The sequence below is a fragment of the Streptomyces sp. NPDC045968 genome, assembly GCF_056430475.1.
This window is the reverse complement of sequence record NZ_JBWKLF010000001.1, coordinates 1,177,962-1,196,424: the sequence shown is the minus strand read 5'-3', so window position 1 is coordinate 1,196,424 and position 18,463 is coordinate 1,177,962. Positions and strand designations below refer to the sequence as shown.

Annotated in this window: 17 protein-coding genes; 4 read left to right on the top strand and 13 right to left on the bottom strand. The window is 71.3% G+C overall.

Annotated elements, in window-relative coordinates:
- Positions 1-9: 9 nt before the first annotated feature.
- From AC07FA_RS05220 to AC07FA_RS05200, 5 genes are all read right to left on the bottom strand, one after another.
- On the bottom strand, positions 10-921 hold the full coding sequence (locus AC07FA_RS05220) for a carbohydrate ABC transporter permease (protein WP_479073301.1): 912 nt from the start codon (positions 919-921) through the stop codon (positions 10-12).
- Positions 918-1,847, bottom strand: coding sequence for a carbohydrate ABC transporter permease (locus AC07FA_RS05215; RefSeq protein WP_479073300.1), 930 nt, complete (start codon positions 1,845-1,847; stop codon positions 918-920). The genes AC07FA_RS05220 and AC07FA_RS05215 overlap by 4 nt, the downstream gene beginning before the upstream one ends.
- A gap of 115 nt (positions 1,848-1,962) precedes the next feature.
- Positions 1,963-3,690: an L-arabinonate dehydratase gene (gene araD / locus AC07FA_RS05210; RefSeq protein WP_479073299.1), complete on the bottom strand. Its 1,728-nt coding sequence runs from the start codon at positions 3,688-3,690 to the stop codon at positions 1,963-1,965.
- Entirely contained in the window at positions 3,687-4,589 is a 903-nt protein-coding gene (locus AC07FA_RS05205) for a dihydrodipicolinate synthase family protein (protein ID WP_479073298.1), read from the bottom strand. Before AC07FA_RS05205 ends, araD begins: the two co-directional genes overlap by 4 nt.
- Positions 4,590-4,621: 32 nt before the next feature.
- The gene (locus AC07FA_RS05200; RefSeq protein WP_479073297.1) at positions 4,622-5,278 is read right to left on the bottom strand and encodes a GntR family transcriptional regulator; all 657 of its coding nucleotides are present in this window, start codon (positions 5,276-5,278) and stop codon (positions 4,622-4,624) included.
- Positions 5,279-5,475: 197 nt separating this feature from the next.
- Between AC07FA_RS05200 and AC07FA_RS05195 the strand changes: the two genes are divergently transcribed.
- Positions 5,476-6,702 carry an MFS transporter gene (locus AC07FA_RS05195; protein ID WP_479073444.1) on the top strand — a complete coding sequence of 409 codons (1,227 nt, stop codon included), beginning with the start codon at positions 5,476-5,478 and terminating at the stop codon, positions 6,700-6,702.
- On the opposite strand, the gene AC07FA_RS05190 is transcribed toward AC07FA_RS05195, so the two are convergent.
- Both AC07FA_RS05190 and AC07FA_RS05185 read right to left on the bottom strand, forming a co-directional pair.
- Positions 6,685-7,875 (bottom strand): hypothetical protein, encoded by a 1,191-nt coding sequence (locus AC07FA_RS05190; RefSeq protein WP_479073296.1) that lies wholly within the window; start codon positions 7,873-7,875, stop codon positions 6,685-6,687. The genes AC07FA_RS05195 and AC07FA_RS05190 overlap by 18 nt on opposite strands.
- Entirely contained in the window at positions 7,872-8,831 is a 960-nt protein-coding gene (locus AC07FA_RS05185) for a 5-dehydro-4-deoxyglucarate dehydratase (RefSeq protein ID WP_479073295.1), read from the bottom strand. The genes AC07FA_RS05190 and AC07FA_RS05185 overlap by 4 nt, the downstream gene beginning before the upstream one ends.
- Before the next feature lie 256 nt (positions 8,832-9,087).
- Between AC07FA_RS05185 and AC07FA_RS05180 the strand changes: the two genes are divergently transcribed.
- Together AC07FA_RS05180 and AC07FA_RS05175 are read left to right on the top strand one after the other, a co-directional pair.
- A complete protein-coding gene (locus AC07FA_RS05180; RefSeq protein ID WP_479073294.1) occupies positions 9,088-9,897 on the top strand; it encodes an NAD-dependent epimerase/dehydratase family protein in 810 nt (269 codons plus the stop codon).
- A gap of 127 nt (positions 9,898-10,024) precedes the next feature.
- Positions 10,025-11,248, top strand: coding sequence for a TerD family protein (locus AC07FA_RS05175; RefSeq protein WP_479073293.1), 1,224 nt, complete (start codon positions 10,025-10,027; stop codon positions 11,246-11,248).
- A 108-nt stretch (positions 11,249-11,356) separates the two neighbouring features.
- Here AC07FA_RS05175 and AC07FA_RS05170 read toward each other — a convergent pair whose 3' ends face one another.
- The 6 genes from AC07FA_RS05170 to AC07FA_RS05145 all read right to left on the bottom strand — a co-directional run bounded on the left by AC07FA_RS05170 (position 11,357) and on the right by AC07FA_RS05145 (position 17,389).
- Positions 11,357-11,587 carry a hypothetical protein gene (locus AC07FA_RS05170; protein ID WP_073720249.1) on the bottom strand — a complete coding sequence of 77 codons (231 nt, stop codon included), beginning with the start codon at positions 11,585-11,587 and terminating at the stop codon, positions 11,357-11,359.
- 266 nt (positions 11,588-11,853) lie between these two features.
- Positions 11,854-13,344: an alkaline phosphatase PhoX gene (locus AC07FA_RS05165; protein ID WP_479073292.1), complete on the bottom strand. Its 1,491-nt coding sequence runs from the start codon at positions 13,342-13,344 to the stop codon at positions 11,854-11,856.
- A 239-nt stretch (positions 13,345-13,583) separates the two neighbouring features.
- Entirely contained in the window at positions 13,584-15,068 is a 1,485-nt protein-coding gene (locus AC07FA_RS05160) for a hypothetical protein (protein ID WP_479073291.1), read from the bottom strand.
- Positions 15,069-15,143: 75 nt separating this feature from the next.
- Positions 15,144-15,857 carry an antibiotic biosynthesis monooxygenase gene (locus AC07FA_RS05155; RefSeq protein WP_479073290.1) on the bottom strand — a complete coding sequence of 238 codons (714 nt, stop codon included), beginning with the start codon at positions 15,855-15,857 and terminating at the stop codon, positions 15,144-15,146.
- A gap of 59 nt (positions 15,858-15,916) precedes the next feature.
- Positions 15,917-16,711 carry an SGNH/GDSL hydrolase family protein gene (locus AC07FA_RS05150; protein ID WP_479073289.1) on the bottom strand — a complete coding sequence of 265 codons (795 nt, stop codon included), beginning with the start codon at positions 16,709-16,711 and terminating at the stop codon, positions 15,917-15,919.
- Between the two features lie 18 nt (positions 16,712-16,729).
- Positions 16,730-17,389, bottom strand: a complete 660-nt coding sequence (locus AC07FA_RS05145) for a DUF4232 domain-containing protein (RefSeq protein WP_479073288.1) — start codon at positions 17,387-17,389, stop codon at positions 16,730-16,732.
- A 147-nt stretch (positions 17,390-17,536) separates the two neighbouring features.
- Between AC07FA_RS05145 and dapA the strand changes: the two genes are divergently transcribed.
- A complete protein-coding gene (gene dapA, locus AC07FA_RS05140) occupies positions 17,537-18,442 on the top strand; it encodes a 4-hydroxy-tetrahydrodipicolinate synthase (RefSeq protein WP_479073287.1) in 906 nt (301 codons plus the stop codon).
- Positions 18,443-18,463 lie beyond the last annotated feature (21 nt).

Below are 18,463 nucleotides of genomic sequence, written 5' to 3'. Positions count from 1 at the left end.
TCATGTGCGTCAGCCCTTCACTGCGCCGGCGCTGAAGCCGGTGATCAGCCACTTCTGGATGAAGGCGAAGACGATCACCACGGGCACGGCGGCGATGACTCCGCCCGCGGCGAGCGCCCCCAGGTCGACGCTGTCGGCGCCGATGAGGGTGTTCAGACCGACCGGGATCGTCTGCTTGTCCTGTTCGCTGAGGAACATCAGGGCGAACAGGAAGTGGTTCCAGCTGTGGACGAAGGCGAAGGAGCCGACGGCGATCAGTCCGGGCCTGAGCAGCGGGAGCACGACCGCGCAGAAGGCACGGAAGCGCGAGCAGCCGTCCACCCAGGCGGCTTCCTCCAGCGTCATGGGCACGTTCTTGATGAAGCCGCTGATCAGGATGATCGACAGCGGCAGCTGGAAGACCGTCTCGGCGATGATGACGCTCCCGAGGGAGTTGATCATCTGGAGGTTCTTGAAGATCTCGAAGAGCGGTACGAGCATCAGCGCGCCCGGGATGAACTGGGAGCAGAGCAGCGCCAGCATGAACGCGTTCTTGATCCTGAAGTCGAAGCGGGCCAGGGCGTAGCCGCCGGCCAGGGCCACCAGGGTCGTGGTGAACAGGGTGGCGACCCCGACGATCATGCTGTTCTGGAAGAAGACGGCGAAGCTGCGCTCGTTCCAGACCTTGGAGAAGTGCTCGCCCGTCATCGGCCAGGGCACCAGCGAGGTGGACCCCGCGGGCCGTACGGCGAAGAGGAACATCCAGTAGAACGGGACGAGGGTGAAGAGCAGATAGATGCCCAGGGGCACGTAGATCTGCCAGCGCGGTACGTCGTCGAAGGCGCGCTCACGCCCGCGGCGGCGCCGTGCGGGGGGCGGCGGGGGGTTGCGTACGGGTTCCGGGGCCGTGCCCGTGTGCTTCTCGGCGAGTGCGGCAGTCACTTGTGGTCGCCTCCGAACTTGCTCAGGCGCAGATAGACGATCGAGCAGAAGAGGAGGATCACGAAGGCGACGGTGGTGAGCGCGGAGGCGTAGCCGAAGTCGTGGCCCTCGATACCGGTGTTGGCGACGTAGAGCGGCAGGGTGGTGGTCTCGCCCGCCGGTCCGCCGCCGGTGAGGGTGTAGAGCAGGTCCACGTTGTTGAACTCCCAGACCCCGCGGAGCAGGGTGGAGAGGATGATCGCGTCCCGCAGGTGCGGCAGGGTGATGTGGAAGAACTGGCGCATCCGCCCGGCGCCGTCGACCGATGCCGCCTCGTACAGCTCCTTCGACACGGACTGGAGGTCGGCGAGGATGAGGATGGCGAAGAAGGGGACCCCGCGCCAGAGTTCGGCGACCGTGGCGGCCCAGAAGACGGTGCCGGTGTCGGAGAGCACCGAGGTGCCGTAGTCACCGATTCCGGCGTCCGCGAGGTAACGGCTGAAGCCGGTCGAGGAGTTGTAGAGCAGAATCCAGATGGTGCTGGTGAGGACGCCGGAGACGGCCCAGGGCGAGAAGACCATCGCCCGGGAGATGCCGCGGCCGATGAAGCTCTGGTTCACGATCAGCGCGAGGGCGAGGCCCAGGGTGAGCTGGAGCGCGACCTGGACGACGACCCACTGTGCGCTGAAGCCGAGTGTCGTCCAGAACTGGTCGTCCTCGGTGAAGACGCGCGTGAAGTTGTCGAAGCCGGCGAAGCCGTTCCGCCACGGCTTGGTGACGTTGTAGTTCTGCAGGCTGTAGTAGAAGACGCTGATCACCGGATAGGCGATGAAGCCCAGCATCAGCAGCCCGGCGGGCGCGATCAGCAGGTAGGGCAGTCGGCGCGGGCTCGCCGATCGGCGCCTGGGCACCTTGGGCGGTTTGGCCACGGCTGCGGCTTGGGCCATGACACGTCTCCGTTCTCTGCGGGTGTGCGGGTGTGGTGCGTGGTGTGCGCAAGCGCTTCCCGCATGCCGTTCGGCCTGCCGAACGGGGCGGTGCGCAGGAATTCTCTGCGGCGGTTCAGCCGGCGTAGGGGTCGGGCACGTCTCCCTGCCGGGCCAGGAAGGCGAAGTCGCAGCCGGTGTCGGCCTGGGTGATCTGGTCCTGGTAGAGCGCCCCGTATCCGCGCCCGTACCGGTTGGGCGGCGGTGTCCACTCGGCGCGGCGGCGTGTCAGCTCCTCCTCGGGCACATCGAGGTGGAGCAGGCGTGCCCCGACGTCCAGGGTGATCGCGTCACCGGTGCGGACGAGGGCGAGCGGCCCGCCGACGTACGACTCGGGAGCGACGTGCAGGACGCACGCGCCGTAACTGGTGCCGCTCATCCGGGCGTCGGAGATCCGCACCATGTCCCGTACGCCCTGCTTCAGCAGGTAGTCGGGGATCGGCAGCATTCCGTACTCCGGCATCCCGGGACCGCCCTTGGGTCCGGCGTTGCGGAGCACCAGGACGTGGTCGGCGGTGAGGGCCAGGGCCGGGTCGTTGATGGTGCGCTGCATCTCCTTGTAGTCGTCGAAGACGACCGCGGGACCGGTGTGGCGCAGCAGGTGCGGCTCGGCGGCGATGTGCTTGATGACCGCGCCGTCCGGGCAGAGGTTTCCGCGCAGCACCGCCACGCCGCCCTCGTCGGCGAGCGGGTTGTCCCGTTCCCGGATGACGTCCGCGTCGTGCACGAGCGCCCCGTCGAGCTGCTCACGCATCGAGGTGTGCGAGACGGTGGGCCGGTCCAGGTGCAGTACGTCGGTGAGGCGGGCGAGGAATCCGGGCAGCCCGCCGGCGAAGTGGAAGTCCTCCATCAGGTACTTCCCGCCGGGGCGCAGGTTGGCGAGCACCGGCACGGTACGGGCGACGCGGTCGAAGTCGTCCAGGGTGAGCTTCACCCCGGAGCGGCCCGCCATCGCGATCAGGTGGATGACGGCGTTGGTGGAACCGCCGAGCGCGAGGACCGTGGCGACGGCGTCCTCGTACGCCTCCGCCGTGAGGATCTTCGACAAGGTCAGCTGCTGCCACACCAGTTCGACGATCCGGATGCCCGACTGCGCCGCCATCCGGTCGTGCCCGGAGTCGACGGCCGGGATGGACGAGGCGCCCGGCACCGTGACGCCCAGCGCCTCGGCGGCGGCCGTCAGGGTCGACGCCGTGCCCATCGTCATGCAGTGACCGGGCGAACGGGCCAGCCCGTTCTCCAGTTCGGCCATCTCGCAGTCACCGATGAGCCCGGCCCGCTTGTCGTCCCAGTACTTCCACATGTCCGTGCCGGAGCCCAGGACCTCGTTGCGCCAGTGGCCCGGCAGCATGGGACCCGCGGGAACGAACACGGTCGGCAGGTCGACGGACGCGGCGCCCATCAGCAGCGCGGGCGTCGACTTGTCGCAGCCGCCGAGCAGCACGGCACCGTCGACCGGATAGGAGCGCAGCAGCTCCTCGGTCTCCATCGCCAGCATGTTGCGGTAGAGCATGGGGGTCGGCTTCTGGAAGGTCTCCGAGAGGGTGGAGACCGGGAATTCGAGGGGGAAGCCGCCCGCCTGCCAGACACCCCGCTTGACCGCCTGCGCGCGCTCGCGCAGATGGACGTGGCAGGGATTGATGTCGGACCAGGTGTTGAGGATCGCGACGACCGGCTTGCCCAGGTGCTCCTCGGGGAGGTAGCCGAGCTGGCGGGTGCGGGCGCGGTGACTGAACGAGCGGAGCCCGTCCGTGCCGTACCACTGGTGGCTGCGCAGTTCCTTGGAGGTGAGACGAGCAGTCATATGGACCACCCGGCGACCTGGTCGTCGACCTCGGCGCGCTGCGCCTCGGGCAGCACCCTGCTGGGGGCGCGGACATCGCGGCGGCAGAGCCCGAGCGAGGCCAGGGCCTCCTTGACGACCGTCACGTTGTTGGCGGACTGCCGGTCGGCACGCAGTTCCTCGAAGCGGCGGATCTGCTCCCAGACCTTCATCGCCGCCGCGTAGTCCCCGGCCCGCAGGGCCTCCAGCATGGCCAGCGAGACGCCGGGGGCGACGTTCACGAGGCCGGAGGTGAAGCCGGTGGCGCCGGTGGCGAAGTAGGAGGGGGCGTACAGCTCGGCGAGGCCCGCCACCCACACGAAGCGCTCCAGGCCGGCGTCCCGGGCGAAGGCACCGAAGCGGGCCGCGTCCGGCACGGCGTACTTCACGCCGATGACGTTGGGGCAGCTGTCGGCGAGCGTGGCCAGCGCCTCGCCGCCCAGCAGCGGGTTGCGGATGTACGGGACGACACCGAGCTCGGGTACGGCCTCGGCGATGGCCCGGTGGTAGTCGATCCAGCCGTCCTGCGAGACGTACGGGTGCACCGGCTGGTGCACCATCACCATCTCGGCGCCGGCGTCCCTGGCGTGCCGTGCGGCGGCCACCGCGGTCGGCACGTCGTGGCCGACGCCCACCAGGACGGTGGCGCGGCCGCCCGCCTCGTCGATGGTCAGTTCGGTGACGGCCCGCCGCTCGTCCGGCGTGAGCGCATAGAACTCCCCGGTGTTGCCGTTCGGGGTGAGGATGCGGACGCCGCCGTCGAGCAGCCGTCGCAGCAGGGCGCGGTGCGCCGTCGTGTCGATGGTCCCGTCCTCGGCGAACGGGGTCACCGGGATGGCCACGACATCTGCGAGGGCCGCCTTCAGCGGAGTGAGGTCCATGCGGACACGCCTTTCGTCGGTGTGCTGGTGGTTCACGCCGCGTCACCCCCGTCTACGTCGTCGGGGAAGGCGCGGCGCACGAACGACGCGATGTGGTCGTGCAGAGCCCCGGCGGCGGCCGCCGCGTCGTCGGCGAGCGCGAGCCGCAGGATCTCCCGGTGCTCGGCCGCCTCCCGCTCCCAGCTCGGAATGGCCGACCAGGCGACGGTCGACACGAGGGCGGCCTGGTCGCGGATCTCGTCGAGCATCCGGGCCAGCAGCGGGTTTCCGCAGGGCAGGTAGAGCGCGCGGTGGAAGTCCCGGTTGGCCAGGGAGCGTTCGGCCTTGTCCAGCGCCGAGTCGGCGCGCTCCAGGGCCTCCTGGGCTTCGTCGAGCGAGGCCCTGCGGGTGATGGAGCGGCGCAGCGCCTCGGGCTCCAGGAGGAGCCGTACGTCGTAGACCTCGCGGGCCATGGTCGCGTCGACGAGCCGTACGGTGGCGCCCTTGTACTGGCTCATGACGACCAGCCCGGTACCGGCCAGGGTCTTCAGCGCCTCCCGCACCGGGGTCTTGGACACCCCGAACTGTGCGGCGAGTTCGGTCTCCACCAGCGCCTGCCCTGGTCTCAGCTGCGCGGTGAGGATCGCGTGCTTGATCGCCTCCAGCACGTACTGGGTGCGGGACGGAATCGGGGTGGGCGCAAAAGTCATGGGTGAAGGGCTCTCGCATCTCGCGTATCGCGTCTCATATATGACGTACGAAGTACGACGCGATGAAGCTAGAGCTGTCCCGAATGTTTCGTCAACGCTTCTGACAAAAGAAGTCGCCGAAAAATCAGGCTCGTCCGGTGACCGGGGGCACGGCTAGGGCGTCCTCCCGATGTCGCGGACCCCCCTTAGCGGCCAGCATCACGGCGGTGAGAAACGTACTGCGCGACCGCACCGCCGCCCTCTGCCTGGCCGGCGTCCTCGTCTCGGGATTCGGGACCTCCGCGATGTGGCTCACCGCCGGCATCTGGGTCAAGTCCCTCACCGGCTCGGACAGTCTGGAGGCGCTGACGGTGTTCGCGATGTGGGCGCCGGTGCTCGCCGGACCCGCCCTCGGCGCGCTCGCCGACCGGCTGCCCGGGAAGCCGCTGCTGATCGGGGGGAATCTGGCCATGACGGTGCTGCTGGCCGCGCTGCCACTGACCGGCGCGACGCACCGGATCCCGCTGCTCTTCGGCGTGCTCGTCCTCTACGGGGTGAGCGGTGTGCTGCTCGACGCGGCCGAGTCCTCACTGGTCGGGCAGGTGGTCGACGCCCGGCTGCTCGGCGATTTCAACGGGCTGCGGACGACGGCGAACGAGGGCATGAAGCTCCTCGCACCGCTGGCGGGCGCGGGCCTGTTCGCGCGCTTCGGCGGCGAGGTGGTGGTGGTGCTCGACGCGGTGACGTTCGCCCTGGCCGCACTGATTCTCACGCGGCTGCGGGTCCAGGGGCCCGCCCCGGCTCCGAAGGCGTGGCGGCGGGGCGGTCCGACGGCGGGGGCGCGCGTGCTGTGGCGCTCGCCTGTTCTGCGGCCCCTGGTCCTCGCCGGGGCCGTGACGATGCTGCTCGCGGGGCTCAACGGGGCGGCGGTCTACGCGGTGGTGGACGAGGGACTCGGCCACTCCCCCACGTACGCCGGGGTGTTGTACGCGGCCCAGGGAGCCGGTTCCGTGGCCATCGGGCTGCTGGCGGGGCCGCTGCTGCGGCGGGTGCCGGAGCGGGTGTTCGCGGCGGGCGGGATCGCCCTGTTCGCGGTGGCCGTGGGCGCGCGGGCGCTGCCGTACGACGCGGTGGCCCTGGCGGCGAGCGCGGCGATCGGGGCGGGGCTGCCCTGTGTGCTGATCGCCGCGATGACGGCGGTGCAGCGGGAGACGCCCGCCCCGGTCCTGGGACGCGCGGCGGCCACCGCGGGCTCCCTGATGTCGGCGCCGAACGCGGTGGCCCTGGCGCTCGGCGCGGGGCTGGTCGCGGTGGCCGATGTACGGGTCCTGCTGCCCCTGACCGGGGCGGTGGGACTGCTGGCCGCGGCCCTGCTGGTCACGGGCCGGCGGGGCCGGCTGACGGGCGCCCCCACCGGCCCGGTCCCGTCATCGCCCGATGCGTGAGAGCGCGTCGGCGACGGCTTCGAGGTCCGGGCCCGAGGCCAGCCCGGCGTGGTAGAGCCGCAGTTGGTTCGCACCGAGCGAGGCCGCGTGCGCGGCGTCCCCGGCGAGTGTGCCCGGGCTGCCGCCCATCCCCGAGACGACGCCGAAGTTGGCGGCCAGCACACGGGCCCCGGATCCGCCCTCGTCGGCGAACGGCCCGAGGACCGCCTCGCGCGCCGCGTCACCACCGGTGCACGGCAGGACCACGCCGTCGGCGACGGAGAGGATGTGCCGCGCGTCGACACCCACGTTGGCGCCTGTGCGGTACGCGGCGGGGTCGGCGTGCAGGAGCACCTGGAACCCGGCCCCCGCCGCCTCCCGCACGGCGGCGACCGCGGCCTCCTGGAGTGTCCGGGCGACCTGGCCGCGCCACCGGAGGGTGGCCTCGGCGAGCTCGGCGCCGAGCAGCTCGACGACTCCGGACCAGCCCGCCCCCGCGGAGGCGGAGCCGGCCCACACCGGTTCCAGGGCGCGCCGCACCGAAACACCCACCTCGTCGGCTTTCAGGCCCTGTTCGCCGTAACCGGCCCGGCAGTCCGGACAGAAGCAGAGCGACATCAGATACTGCGCCGCATCCCCCAGAGCCACACCCGCGGTCTTGTCGTGGGCGTGCAGATGGGCGAAGCCGTACCAGCCGCAGGACTCCAGTTCGGTACCGAGCGTCCCCTCGCGGACCGCGGCCTCGGCGGCCAGGTCGACCAGATAGGCGCGGACGGCCTGCCGCGCGATGCAGGGCGCCCACGGATAGCGGTCACCGTAGGCGTTGACCACCGAGGTCTCCGGGTGCTCGGCGCCCAGCCGGGAGTTGTGCGCGAGGACCACCCAGCTGTGCACCTGGAGACCGGCGTCGGTCAGGGCCCGCGCCGCCTCCGCGTACGGGTCGGCGCCCGGAACCCAGGACTGCGCGTAGGGCCGCAGCGCCCGCCCCGACCAGCGGGCCGGGTCCGGCGGGTAGAGCACCGCGGCGTACTCGGCGGTGACGATCCGGCGGCCCGGATGCCGGGGGGTCAGGGCCCGGGTCGAGTGGTAGGCGGAGGCGAGGGTCACCTGCTGGATACCGAGACCGGCGATGCGCTCCGCCGCGGCCGGGTCCCCGACGACGTCCCAGGGGTAGACGAAGGCGGACGTCCTCACTCCCGCTCCCCCGCCCCGCGCTCCGCCAGCAGCGCGCGTCCGCCGGCGATGATCTCGATGAGCTCCTTGATGTGGTCGGCGGGCGGCTCGGTGAGCGGGGTGCGCACCTCTCCGACGTCCAGGCCTCCGAGCCGTACGGCCGCCTTCACCAGCGAGACGGCGTAGCCGTGCCCCTTGGCGCGCAGCTCGACCAGCGGCCGGTAGAAGCGGTCGAGCAGTGCGTTGACCAGCTCGTCGTCGCCCGAGTCGAGGGCCCGGTAGAAGGCCAGGGCGATATCGGGGGCGAAGGCGAAGACGGCCGAGGAGTAGAGCGCGACGCCGATACCGCGGTAGGCGAGGCCGGTCAGCTCGGCGGTGGGCAGCCCGTTGAAGTACAGGAAGTCCTGGCCGGGCACCTGGGTGCGCACGGCGCTGACGATCCGCTGCATCAGGTCGAGGTCGCCGAATCCGTCCTTGAGCCCGATGATTCCGGGCGTCCGGGCGAGCGCGACGACGGTCCGCGGGGTGAAGACGGCGTTGTCGCGCTGGTAGACGATCGTCTCCAGTCGGGTGGCCGAGGCGAGCGCCGCGTAGTGGCGCAGCAGGCCCTCCTGACCGGCGACGACGAGGTACGGGGGCAGGGCGAGCAGTCCGTCCGCGCCCGCCTCCTCGGCGAGCTTCGCGTACTGGACCGCGAGGGCGGTGCCGTATCCGGCGCCCGCGACGACGGGCACCTGCCCGGCCGCCTCCTCGACCGCGGCGGCGACGAGGAGGCGGAACTCGTCCGGGGTCAACGCGTGGAACTCACCCGTACCGCAGCACGCGAAGACCGCGGCCGCACCGGCGTCGATGCCGTCCCGCACATGGGCGCGGAAGACATCGAGGTCGATGGCACCGTCCGGCCCGTACGCGGTGACGGGGAAGAAGAGCGGCCCGGCGACTCGGGTGAGCCGGGCGGCAAGGGGGGCTGAGGTCACGGGCGCTCCCTGAGCAGGTTCAGGCGTGCACAATTCTGATCGATGTCCATATTCATGAACGCGGCCACGCTAAGGCAGCCACCGTGCGCAGGTCAAGACAGGAACACCGAGCCGGAGGCGGACTCACCGGCTCCACGAAGGACTTGACGCGATCCGCCGCGCGTTCGTAGCTTGTCCATGCATGTGAATGTCATCCATGGATTTGACGTGTTGCGCGCGTCTTTCGCGTCCGCGACCGCACCGAGGAGATCCCCGAATGCCCGCTCCCCGTACCGTCCTGCTCACCGGCGCCGCCGGCGGCCTCGGCACCCTGATGCGCGCCCTGCTGCCCGCGTACGGCTACGAGCTCCGGCTCCTCGACCTCGCGCCGGTCGAGGGCGAACCGGACGCGATCGTCGCCGACCTGGGCGACAAGGACGCGCTCCGCGAGGCCGTGCGGGGCGTCGACGCGATCATCCACCTCGCGGGCATCTCCCTGGAAGCCTCTTTCGACAAGATTCTGCGCGCGAACATCGAGGGGACGTACAACCTCTACGAGGCCGCGCGCGAGGAGGGCGTGCGGCGCCTGGTGTTCGCCTCGTCCAACCACGCCATCGGCTACACCCCGCGCCCGCTCCCCGGCGACCCGCTGATCCCGGTCGGCGTCACCCGCCGCCCCGACACCTTCTACGGTCTCTCCAAGTCCTTCGGCGAGGATCTCGCCCAGCTCTACTGGGACCGGCACGGCATGGAGACCGTGTCCGTGCGCATCGGCTCCTGCTTCAGGGAACCCACGTCGGTCAGGATGCTGTCGGTCTGGATGAGCCCCGCCGACGGCGCCCGGCTCTTCCACGCCGCGCTCACCGCCGAGGACGTCGGGCACACCGTCGTCTACGGCTCGTCGGACAACACCCGCCTGTGGTGGGACCTGAGCTCGGCCCGGTCCCTCGGGTACGAGCCTCAGGACGACTCCGAGCCGTACGCGGCCGGACTCCTCGCCGAGCAGGGCGAGCTGGACCCCGCCAACCCGGAGCACGCCCGCATCGGCGGCCACTTCGTCACCGACCCGCCGATCTGGCCCCACTGACCGGAGGCCCGGCCGGCCGCGCCGGCCGCAACCACCCGCGTGACCAGCGAAGCGGCCGCTGACCCGTACGGAGCAGAAGCGGCAAAGGTAAGGGAACGGCAAAGCGGGGTCGTTCGTTACCCCGTGCATGACCGCAATGACCCCCGGCTCGAACATCCCTCTCTCCGCCGCCCGCGTGGCGGTGGACGTCGCCGCCCCCGTGCGGCTCGACGTCTCGGGCCTGCTGCTCACCGCCGATGGCAAGGTGCGCTCCGACGACGACTTCATCTTCTACAACCAGCCCTCGGGCTCCGGTGTGACCTACCGGTCCGGCGGCGGCTCGGCGCCCGACGCGATCGTGGTGGACACCGCGGCGATCCCGCCCGGCATCGAGAAGGTCGTCGTCACCGCGAGCCCCGACGCCGCGGGCCAGACCTTCCAGGGCATCGAGCCCACCGCCACCGTGCGCAACGCGGACGACGGCACGGCGCTCGCCACCTTCACCCCGCCCCGGCTGGGCTCCGAGACAGCGCTCGTGGTCATCGAGATCTATCTGCGCAACGGCGCCTGGAAGGCCCGCGCCGTCGGCCAGGGCTACGCGAACGGGCTGGCGGGCATCGCCACGGACTTCGGAGTCTCGGTGGAGGAGCCCGCTCCGGCTGCCGCCCCCGCCCCGCAGGCCGCCCCCGCCCCGCCGGTCCCGCAGGCCGCGCCCGTCGACCCGCGCATCGCGCCGCCCGTCCCGGCGGCTCCGCCTGCCCCGCCGGCCGCCGCACCGGCACCCGCGGGCTCCGGCAAGATCAACCTGGACAAGGGCCGCGTCAGTCTCCAGAAGAACCAGACGGTCTCGCTGGTCAAGGGCGGAAAGCCGCTGCTCTCCCAGGTCAAGATGGGGCTCGGCTGGGAGCCCGCGTTCCGCGGCAAGGACATCGACCTCGATGCCTCCGTGATCGCCTACGGTCCCAACCGGAATCACCTCGACAGCTGCTACTTCGGCAAGCTCTCCATCCTGAACGGCGCGATCAAGCACTCCGGCGACAACCTCACGGGTGAGGGCGCGGGTGACGACGAGGTGATCGTCGTGGACCTGGGCCGCATCCCCGCCGAGGCGACCGGCCTGGTCTTCACGGTCAACTCGTTCACCGGACAGAAGTTCACCGAGGTGGCCAAGGCCTACTGCCGGCTGATCGACGCGGCCACGGGCGAGGAGCTGGTGCGCTTCGACCTGACCGGCGCGGAGCCGCAGACCGGCGTGCTGATGGCCAAGCTGATCAAGCAGTTCTCCGGTGAATGGGAGATGACGGGCATGGGCGAGTTCGTGAAGTCGCGCACCGTCCGGGGCATGGTGAAGCCCGCCGCCAAGTCCCTGTAACCCGGCGACGGGCCACCCCGGAAACGGCTTCCGGGGCACCTGATGACTCTCAGGTGCCCCGGGTCCGGAGATTCTCCAGGCGGACGCTGTATGAGCTCGTGGTCCTTCTCAGAGCTTGGTCAGCTTGGAGTACGGGCTCAGAATCCTCCCCTGTCGCCCAGAGAAGTCGATGAGGACTGCGTCGTTGTCGCCCTCGACAGCGAGGATTCTGCCGAGCCCGAACTGGTCGTGCGACACCCTGTCGCCCACATCGAAACATTCGACCGGTGGGGCCGCCTGGGCCGGGCGGTTGAAGGGACTGGAAGGCAGGTGACGCCGGGAACCGGCTGACTGTTTCATTACCTTGAGTATGCGCCCTGAGAGCGCCCGACGCCATGCCCGACCACTCCTGGGGGCGCAGTAGTGCCGGATTCGTAATCAGCCGTTCCGGTGCCCGGCGGCGCTCCTGCCCGCTGCCACCAGCGGCGCTGTGCGCGACGGCGCCCCGGAACGCCCCCCGAAGATGTGGCGGTTCTCGCTTCCCGACGGGGCGCGGCCGGCCCCCGGACCGGCCTCCCCGACGGCGTTCTCGCACGTGGTGCGCGGACGCTTCCCCTCGGTGACGATCAGTCCGACGTCGTGCCGCCCGCGTGGCCGGCCCGGTTCGGCTGACGCTTCCAGGGGCCGGTGATGGCGAGCAGGATTCCGGGCGTCTGGATGTTGGCGAAGAGCGTCTTCCCGTCGGGCGAGAAGGTGACTCCGGCGAACTCGCTGAACGCGGGGTCGTCCTCCGTGCCCACGTTGAGCTCGTTGCGGGCGATCGGGTACGTACGGCCGTTCTCCGTGGCACCGAAGAGGTGCGAGACGCCTTCGCCGTCCTCGGCGATGACGAGACCGCCGTACGGCGAGACGGTGATGTTGTCCGGGCTGTCGAAGGCGCCGTCCTTGGAGGGGTCGGGGTTCACACCGAGGAGCACCTTGAGGGTCAGCGTGCGGCGCTTGGGGTCGTAGAACCAGACCTGTCCGTCGTGCGCGACGGGGCTCTCGTCACGGGCGAACGAGGAGACGAGGTACGTGCCGCCGTCGCCCCACCACATGCCTTCGAGCTTGCGGGCCCGGGTGACGTCCAGCTGGCCGAACTGCTTGCGCACGGGAACGGTCTTCGCGTCGCGGTCGGGTACGTCGACCCAGTCCACGCCGTACACCGTGCCGATCTTCGTGGCGCGGGACAGGTCGTCGACGAAGACGCCGTTGCGGTCGAAGCACTTGGCCGCCTGGAGGACACCCGCGTCGTCGGCGAGGGTGCGCAGCTTGCCGCGGCCGTGCCGGAAGCCCTGCGGCGGGACCCAGCGGTAGAACAGTCCGTTGGGGCCGGAGGCGTCCTCGGTCAGGTAGGCGTGACCGCTCTTCGGGTCGATGACGACCGCCTCGTGGTCGTACCGGCCGAACGCCTTGACGGGCCGGGGGTCGCGGTTGGCGCGCCGGTCGTAGGGGTCGACCTCGAACACGTAGCCGTGGTCCTTGGTCATCCCGTTCTGGCCCGCCTTGTCCGAGTTCTCCTCGCAGGTCAGCCAGGTGCCCCAGGCGGTGGAGCCGCCCGCGCAGTTGGTGGAGGTGCCCGCGATGCCGACCCACTCGGCGGTGCGGCCGTCCTTACAGGTCTCGACGACCGTGCAGCCACCGGCCGCGGCGGGGTCGTAGACCAGTCCTTCGGTGAGCGGGACGGGGTACTTCCACTTGGAGCGGGGGCCCTTCAGCTCGTGGTTGTTGACGAGCAGGGTGACACCGCGCGGGCCCTCGAAGGCGGCCGTGCCGTCGTGGTTGGAGGGGGTGGGCTCGCCGGACTCCAGCGTGGTGACACCACTGTGCGTGACGATCCGGTACGAGAACCCGGCGGGCAGCGCGAGGATGCCCTCGGGGTCGGGGAGCAGCGGCCCGTAGCCGGGCGACTTGTCGTGCCCGTGGCCGTTCCCGGAACCGTGGCCCGGGCCGTGCTCCGGGTCCTCGGCGGCGAGGGCGCCGGGCGCGGTGGCCAGCGCGCCCACCGCGCCGGTGAGGGCGATACCCGCACCGGTGAGGGCGGACTGCCGGGTGAATTCCCTGCGAGTGAAGGACATCGCGGACTCCATGAGAGGTATCGGGCCAGGTGGCTTGCGCGCCCAGGCTCCCTCCCTCACACCAACGGAGGTTGAACAAATAACGACTTCGAGCGGCATCCTTGCTGTGAGGCTATGGCCATGGATGCCTGTGACCTGCCAAATCGGCCGACCCGGCCCACACAGAGGACGCCGCCCGAAGAGTGCCCGCCGTCAGCGGACGTGGCGGACTGCTTGTCAGCCGCGTGGCGGACCGCCCGTCAGCCGCTCTTCCTCGACCGCGCCTTGAACGCCGCCTTCCGCGCTTCCTTCGCCGCCTTCTTGTCGCTGTGCAGCCGGCCCATCGCCTCCAGGACCTCGGCCGTCCCCGGGTGGTCCACCCGCCACACCTCGTCGAAGAAACCGCTGTGCTGAGCCGACAGCCCCTCGACCAGGCCCTGGAGTTCGTCCAGATCACCCTCGGCGTCGAGCTGGGCCGCGATCGTGTCGACGGCCAGCCAGAAGATCATCGACTCCGGCGGTGCGGGTACGTCGGCCGCGCCCCGCTCCGCGAGCCACACCCGCGCCAGCCCGCCCAGTTCCGGGTCGTCCAGGACCGCGCGCACGGCGGGCTCCGCCGCCGGACCGACAAGGGCGAGCGCCTGCTGGCAGTGGAGCCGGCGCAGCGGCGAGCCCGCGTCGGAACCGCGCGAGGCGCTGAGCAGCTCGCGCGCGGCCGTCACCGCACCGGCGCTGCCGTGCCGGCCGAGCCACCGCTCCGTCTCGGCGCGGGCGGCGGGCTCGGGGTAGTACGCGATACCGGCGAGCAGCTCCTCGGCCCCCTTCTCCGCGAGGTCACCGATCGCGGGGGCGTCCACCCCGGCCTCCAGCATCCGGGCCCGGACGCCGTACAGGCCGAGGGGGGTGAGCTTCACCAGCCCGTACCGGGTGACGTCGTCCTCGTCGGCAGGCGGCGCGCCGTCTTCGCCCTCCTCGGTCAGCAACGTCTCGTCCAGCGGCCGGTATTCGACGAGGCCGATGGGTTCGAGCACCCGGAACTGGTCGTCGAGACGCATCATCGCCTCCGACACCTGCTCCAGGACGTCGTCCGTGGGCTCGTCCATGTCGTCGGGCACGATCATCGAGGCGGCGAGGGCGGGCAACGGCAGCGGTCCCTCGCCGGGACCGGCGTCGGAGACGGTGAGCAGATACAGATTGCCGAGCACCCCGTCGAGGAATTCCGCCTCCGCCTCCGGATCCCAGTCCAGGGCGTCGAAGTCGATCGAACCGTCCTCGTTGACGAGGTCGGCGAAGTCGTCGAAGGCCGGTGCGGTGGCATCGGCGTACACGGCTTCAAGACCGTCGAGCCAGATCGCCAGCACGTCCTGCGGGGAGCCGCCGGTCAGCAGGGCCAGGTTCTCGCCGACGGTGACCGTGCCTTCCGCCTCGCCGCCGTCCGGGCCCCCGTCGCCGTCCTCGGAGTCCGCGGGGTCCTCGACGTCCAGGAGCCCGGTGTCGACCGCGAGGCGCCACGCCTCACTGGCGTACGCGGCTCCGTCCTCGTCGGCGTCGAGGCCCAGGTGCTCGGCCGCCGCGGGCAGCTGCGCCTCGACCAGCTCACCACCGGCGCCGACGCGCGTCCCGGGTCCGGCCCAGCGGGCGAGCCTGACGGCACGGGCCAGCAGCGGAGCGGCGAGCGCGTCCCGTGCCAGTTCGGCCTCGGAGTGCAGCCGCACCGGCGGCAGGGAGGGGCGCTCTGCGGACATCAGGTGGTTCTCCTAGGGGCGACTCGGGCGTACCCAACGGGCACGGAGTTCGGTCCGCCCAACCCTAGACGCACTTCACCCCTCGCCACCCGGGACCATGCTCAACGCGGGCGTGTAGCGGTTCACCCCGCCGCCGGTCACTCCGGGGAAGGACTGCACCTTCTGCCATTGGGGGGTCGGGGACCCGATGCCGTCACCGGGGCCGGCGAGTGCGTCGATGTGCGCCCGCGCGCTTTCCCACTCCGCGTAGTTGAGCACGCGGGTCCCGTCGGTCCCGAGGTGGAAGTGGCCGGAGATGCCGCCCGGAGCGGGGCCCGGATCGGTGCCCAGCGCCTCGAACACCGTGTCCACCCAGTGCCGTTGGCGGGCCGGGTCGGGGCCTTCGAACTCGACGTCCACGATCACGACGGCCCCCGGCTCGCGTGCTTCGCCTTCCGCCGGGGCCGTGGAGCGGTACAGCTCGAACGTATGCAGCCCGAGCCGCTCGATGCCGGGCACGGCGGCGTCGATGTCCGCGTTCCGCTCGTCCCGGCCGCTCGCGACGAAGGCCCGGTAGCTCTCCTCGCCCGACCACTGCGAGTAGTGCAGGAGCGTCCTGCCGTCCTCCCCGGTGTGGACGGTGTACGAGAGCAGCCCTGGGTGCGGCCAGTCACGGCTGCCCCATGCCGTGCGGATGGCGTCGATTGTCTGCCGCTGCCGCTCGGGTGTGCCGACGTCCCAGGTGCTCGCTTTGATGGTCCCGGCGTCGGAGCGGGTGAGGTCGGGCCGGGGGACGAACTGCACGGTCATGGCGGTGATCCCTTCTCGGCGCGCCCCTGCGGTGCGCCTGTGGTCACCACCCTCGTAGGTCAAGCACGCTTGAGGTCAAGGGGCCGCACGGGGGCCAGCGCGGGGCGCTTCGCCGTGCGTCCGTCGCCGGAGGAGCGTCCCCTGATCCGGCGTACCGCCCACGGCCCCAGGAAGTTCGCCGCCCAGCCCATCTCCACGGCTGCCCTCCGTACGGCGGAGAGCGCCGGTCGGGGCGGCAGCGGTGCGGCCCAGTCGGCGTGTCCGGGCACGCCGAGCGTATGGGCCATGCCGGAGGCGATACGGGAGTGGCCCAGCGGCGCGGCGTGCAACCGGTCCTGGCTCCAGAGGCGGGGATCCACCGTCGCGGCCTGCGGGAAGGTGTCGAGGACCAGGACGCCGTGCCGGGCCGCGGCCTCCCTGATCCGGGCGTTGAGGTCGAGCACCCGGGGCACCGCCCGCCGGGCCAGCGGGGAGATACGGCCGATGTCGGGGAAGGTGACGGTGACCACCGTGGCGCCGGACGCGGCCGGAGCGGCGAACATCTCCTCCAGGTCGGCGGCGATACGCGCGGCGTCGAAGCCGGGGCGTACCAGGTCGTTCATCCCCGCCATGACGGTGACGAGATCGGGCCGCAGGGCGAGCGCGGGTTCCAGTTGTTCCGCCTTCACCTGGGCGGTGAGTCTGCCCCGTACCGCGAGGTTGGCGTAGAGCAGTCCGGGCTCGTCGGCGGCCAGGATCTCGGCGAGGCGGTCGGCGAAACCGCGATGGCCGCGGAGGTCGTCGCCGTCTCCGACTCCTTCCGTCTGGCTGTCGCCGATGGCCACGTAGCGGGTGAAGGGGTGTCTCTTCGTCATGCCCGGACCCTCCTGGGGTCAGTTGGATTCCTGCGCGCGCCAGGCGGTCATGTTCAGCTCGTCCATCAGCCGGATGTCGTGCCCGACCAGGGGGAAGACGCGGGCCCCCGCGTCCGGGGCGGCGGCGATCTCCAGCGCGTCGCCCTCGATGAGGTCGCCGCCCTCCTGGGTGGACACCCAGGCGAGGGTCGAGCGCACCGTGCCGCCCGGCTTCAGCGTGATCGCCTCGGCGCCCGGGTCGCTGCCGAAGTACGAGCCGCCGGGGTTGATCTTCACCGGGAGCCGTTCGCCTTCCTCACCCAGGGCCTGGACCGACGGATAGCCGTTGACGGGGTACGGCTCGTCGCCGCAGTTGGTGAGGGTGAGGACGACGGCCCGGTGGAACATCGCCGTCTCCACCTGCCCCATGTCCACGAGCGCACCGGAGGCGGGGCAGTCACCCCCGGCGGTGGGCGTGGGGCCGGGCCCCTGGGCGGGGGCGTCGGCCGTGGGCGGTGCGGAGGGCGGCTCGACGCTCGCGGGTGGGGCGGTCGTGCCCGCCGGGCTCGGCACCGGCCCCGGTTCGCCCTCGCCCGCCGGGACGAGGAATCCGGCACAGCCGGAGAGCGCGAGAGCGGCTGTCGTGAAGAGGACCGCCGAGACCGGTCCGCGTACCCGCCTGCATGACCGTGCTGCCATACGTCCGCCCCCGCGTCGGTCTGCCGTTCGTGCGTTCGATCATGCCAGACACTGCGGGCAGCCGACGGGGAATGTTCAGCATTCCTACGCCATCATCCGAAGAAGAACTAAGTAGACCTTCACGGTGCGACGACCGACACTGCGAACATGACAGCCGACACCACCGCCCCCCGGCCCTTCGGCCGCACCCTCTGCGCCATGGTCACGCCCTTCACCGCCACCGGTGACCTGGATTTGGACACCGCCCGGCAGCACGCCGCCCGGCTGGTGGGCGACGGCTGCGACGGGCTCGTACTCAGCGGCACCACGGGCGAGTCACCGACCACCACCGACGCCGAGAAGACCGCCCTGCTGCGGGCGGTCCGGGAGGCGGTCGGCGACGCGATCCCCCTCCTCACCGGCGTCGGCAGCCCGGACACCCGGCACACGCTGCGGCTGGCACGGGAGGCCGAAGAGGCGGGCGCAGACGGGCTGTTGGTGGTGGCGCCGTACTACAGCCGGCCGCAGCAGTCCGCCGTGGAGACGTACTTCACCCGCGTCGCGGACGCCGCCGGCATCCCGCTGATGCTGTACGACATCCCGGGCCGCACGGGCACCAGGATCGAGCCGCGGACCCTGCTGCGACTCGCGGAACACCCCCGCATCGTGGCCGTCAAGGACTGCAGCTACGACCTGCTCGGCGCCACGAAGGTGATGTCGAGGACCTCGCTCGCCTACTACTCGGGAAGCGAGGAACTGAACCTGCCGCTGTACGCGCTGGGCGGCGCGGGCTATGTGAGTACGGTCGCCAACGTGGCACCGCGTCAGATGCGGGCCGTACTGGACGCGTTCGACTCCGGGGACACCGCGGGGGCCGCCCGCCTCAACGAACTCACCGTGGAACTGGTCGAGTTGATGATGGCCTCCGGACTCCCCGGCACCGTAACGGCAAAGACCCTGCTGGCCACGGGCCCGGTCCGAGAGCCGCTCCAGCCCGCCGACGAAGAGGCGGCCGAGGCACTGAGGGCCACGCACGCGCGGCTGCTCGCCGCTAAGCTCACCGACAGACCCTGAGCCCCCTGACGTCGCCGGGTG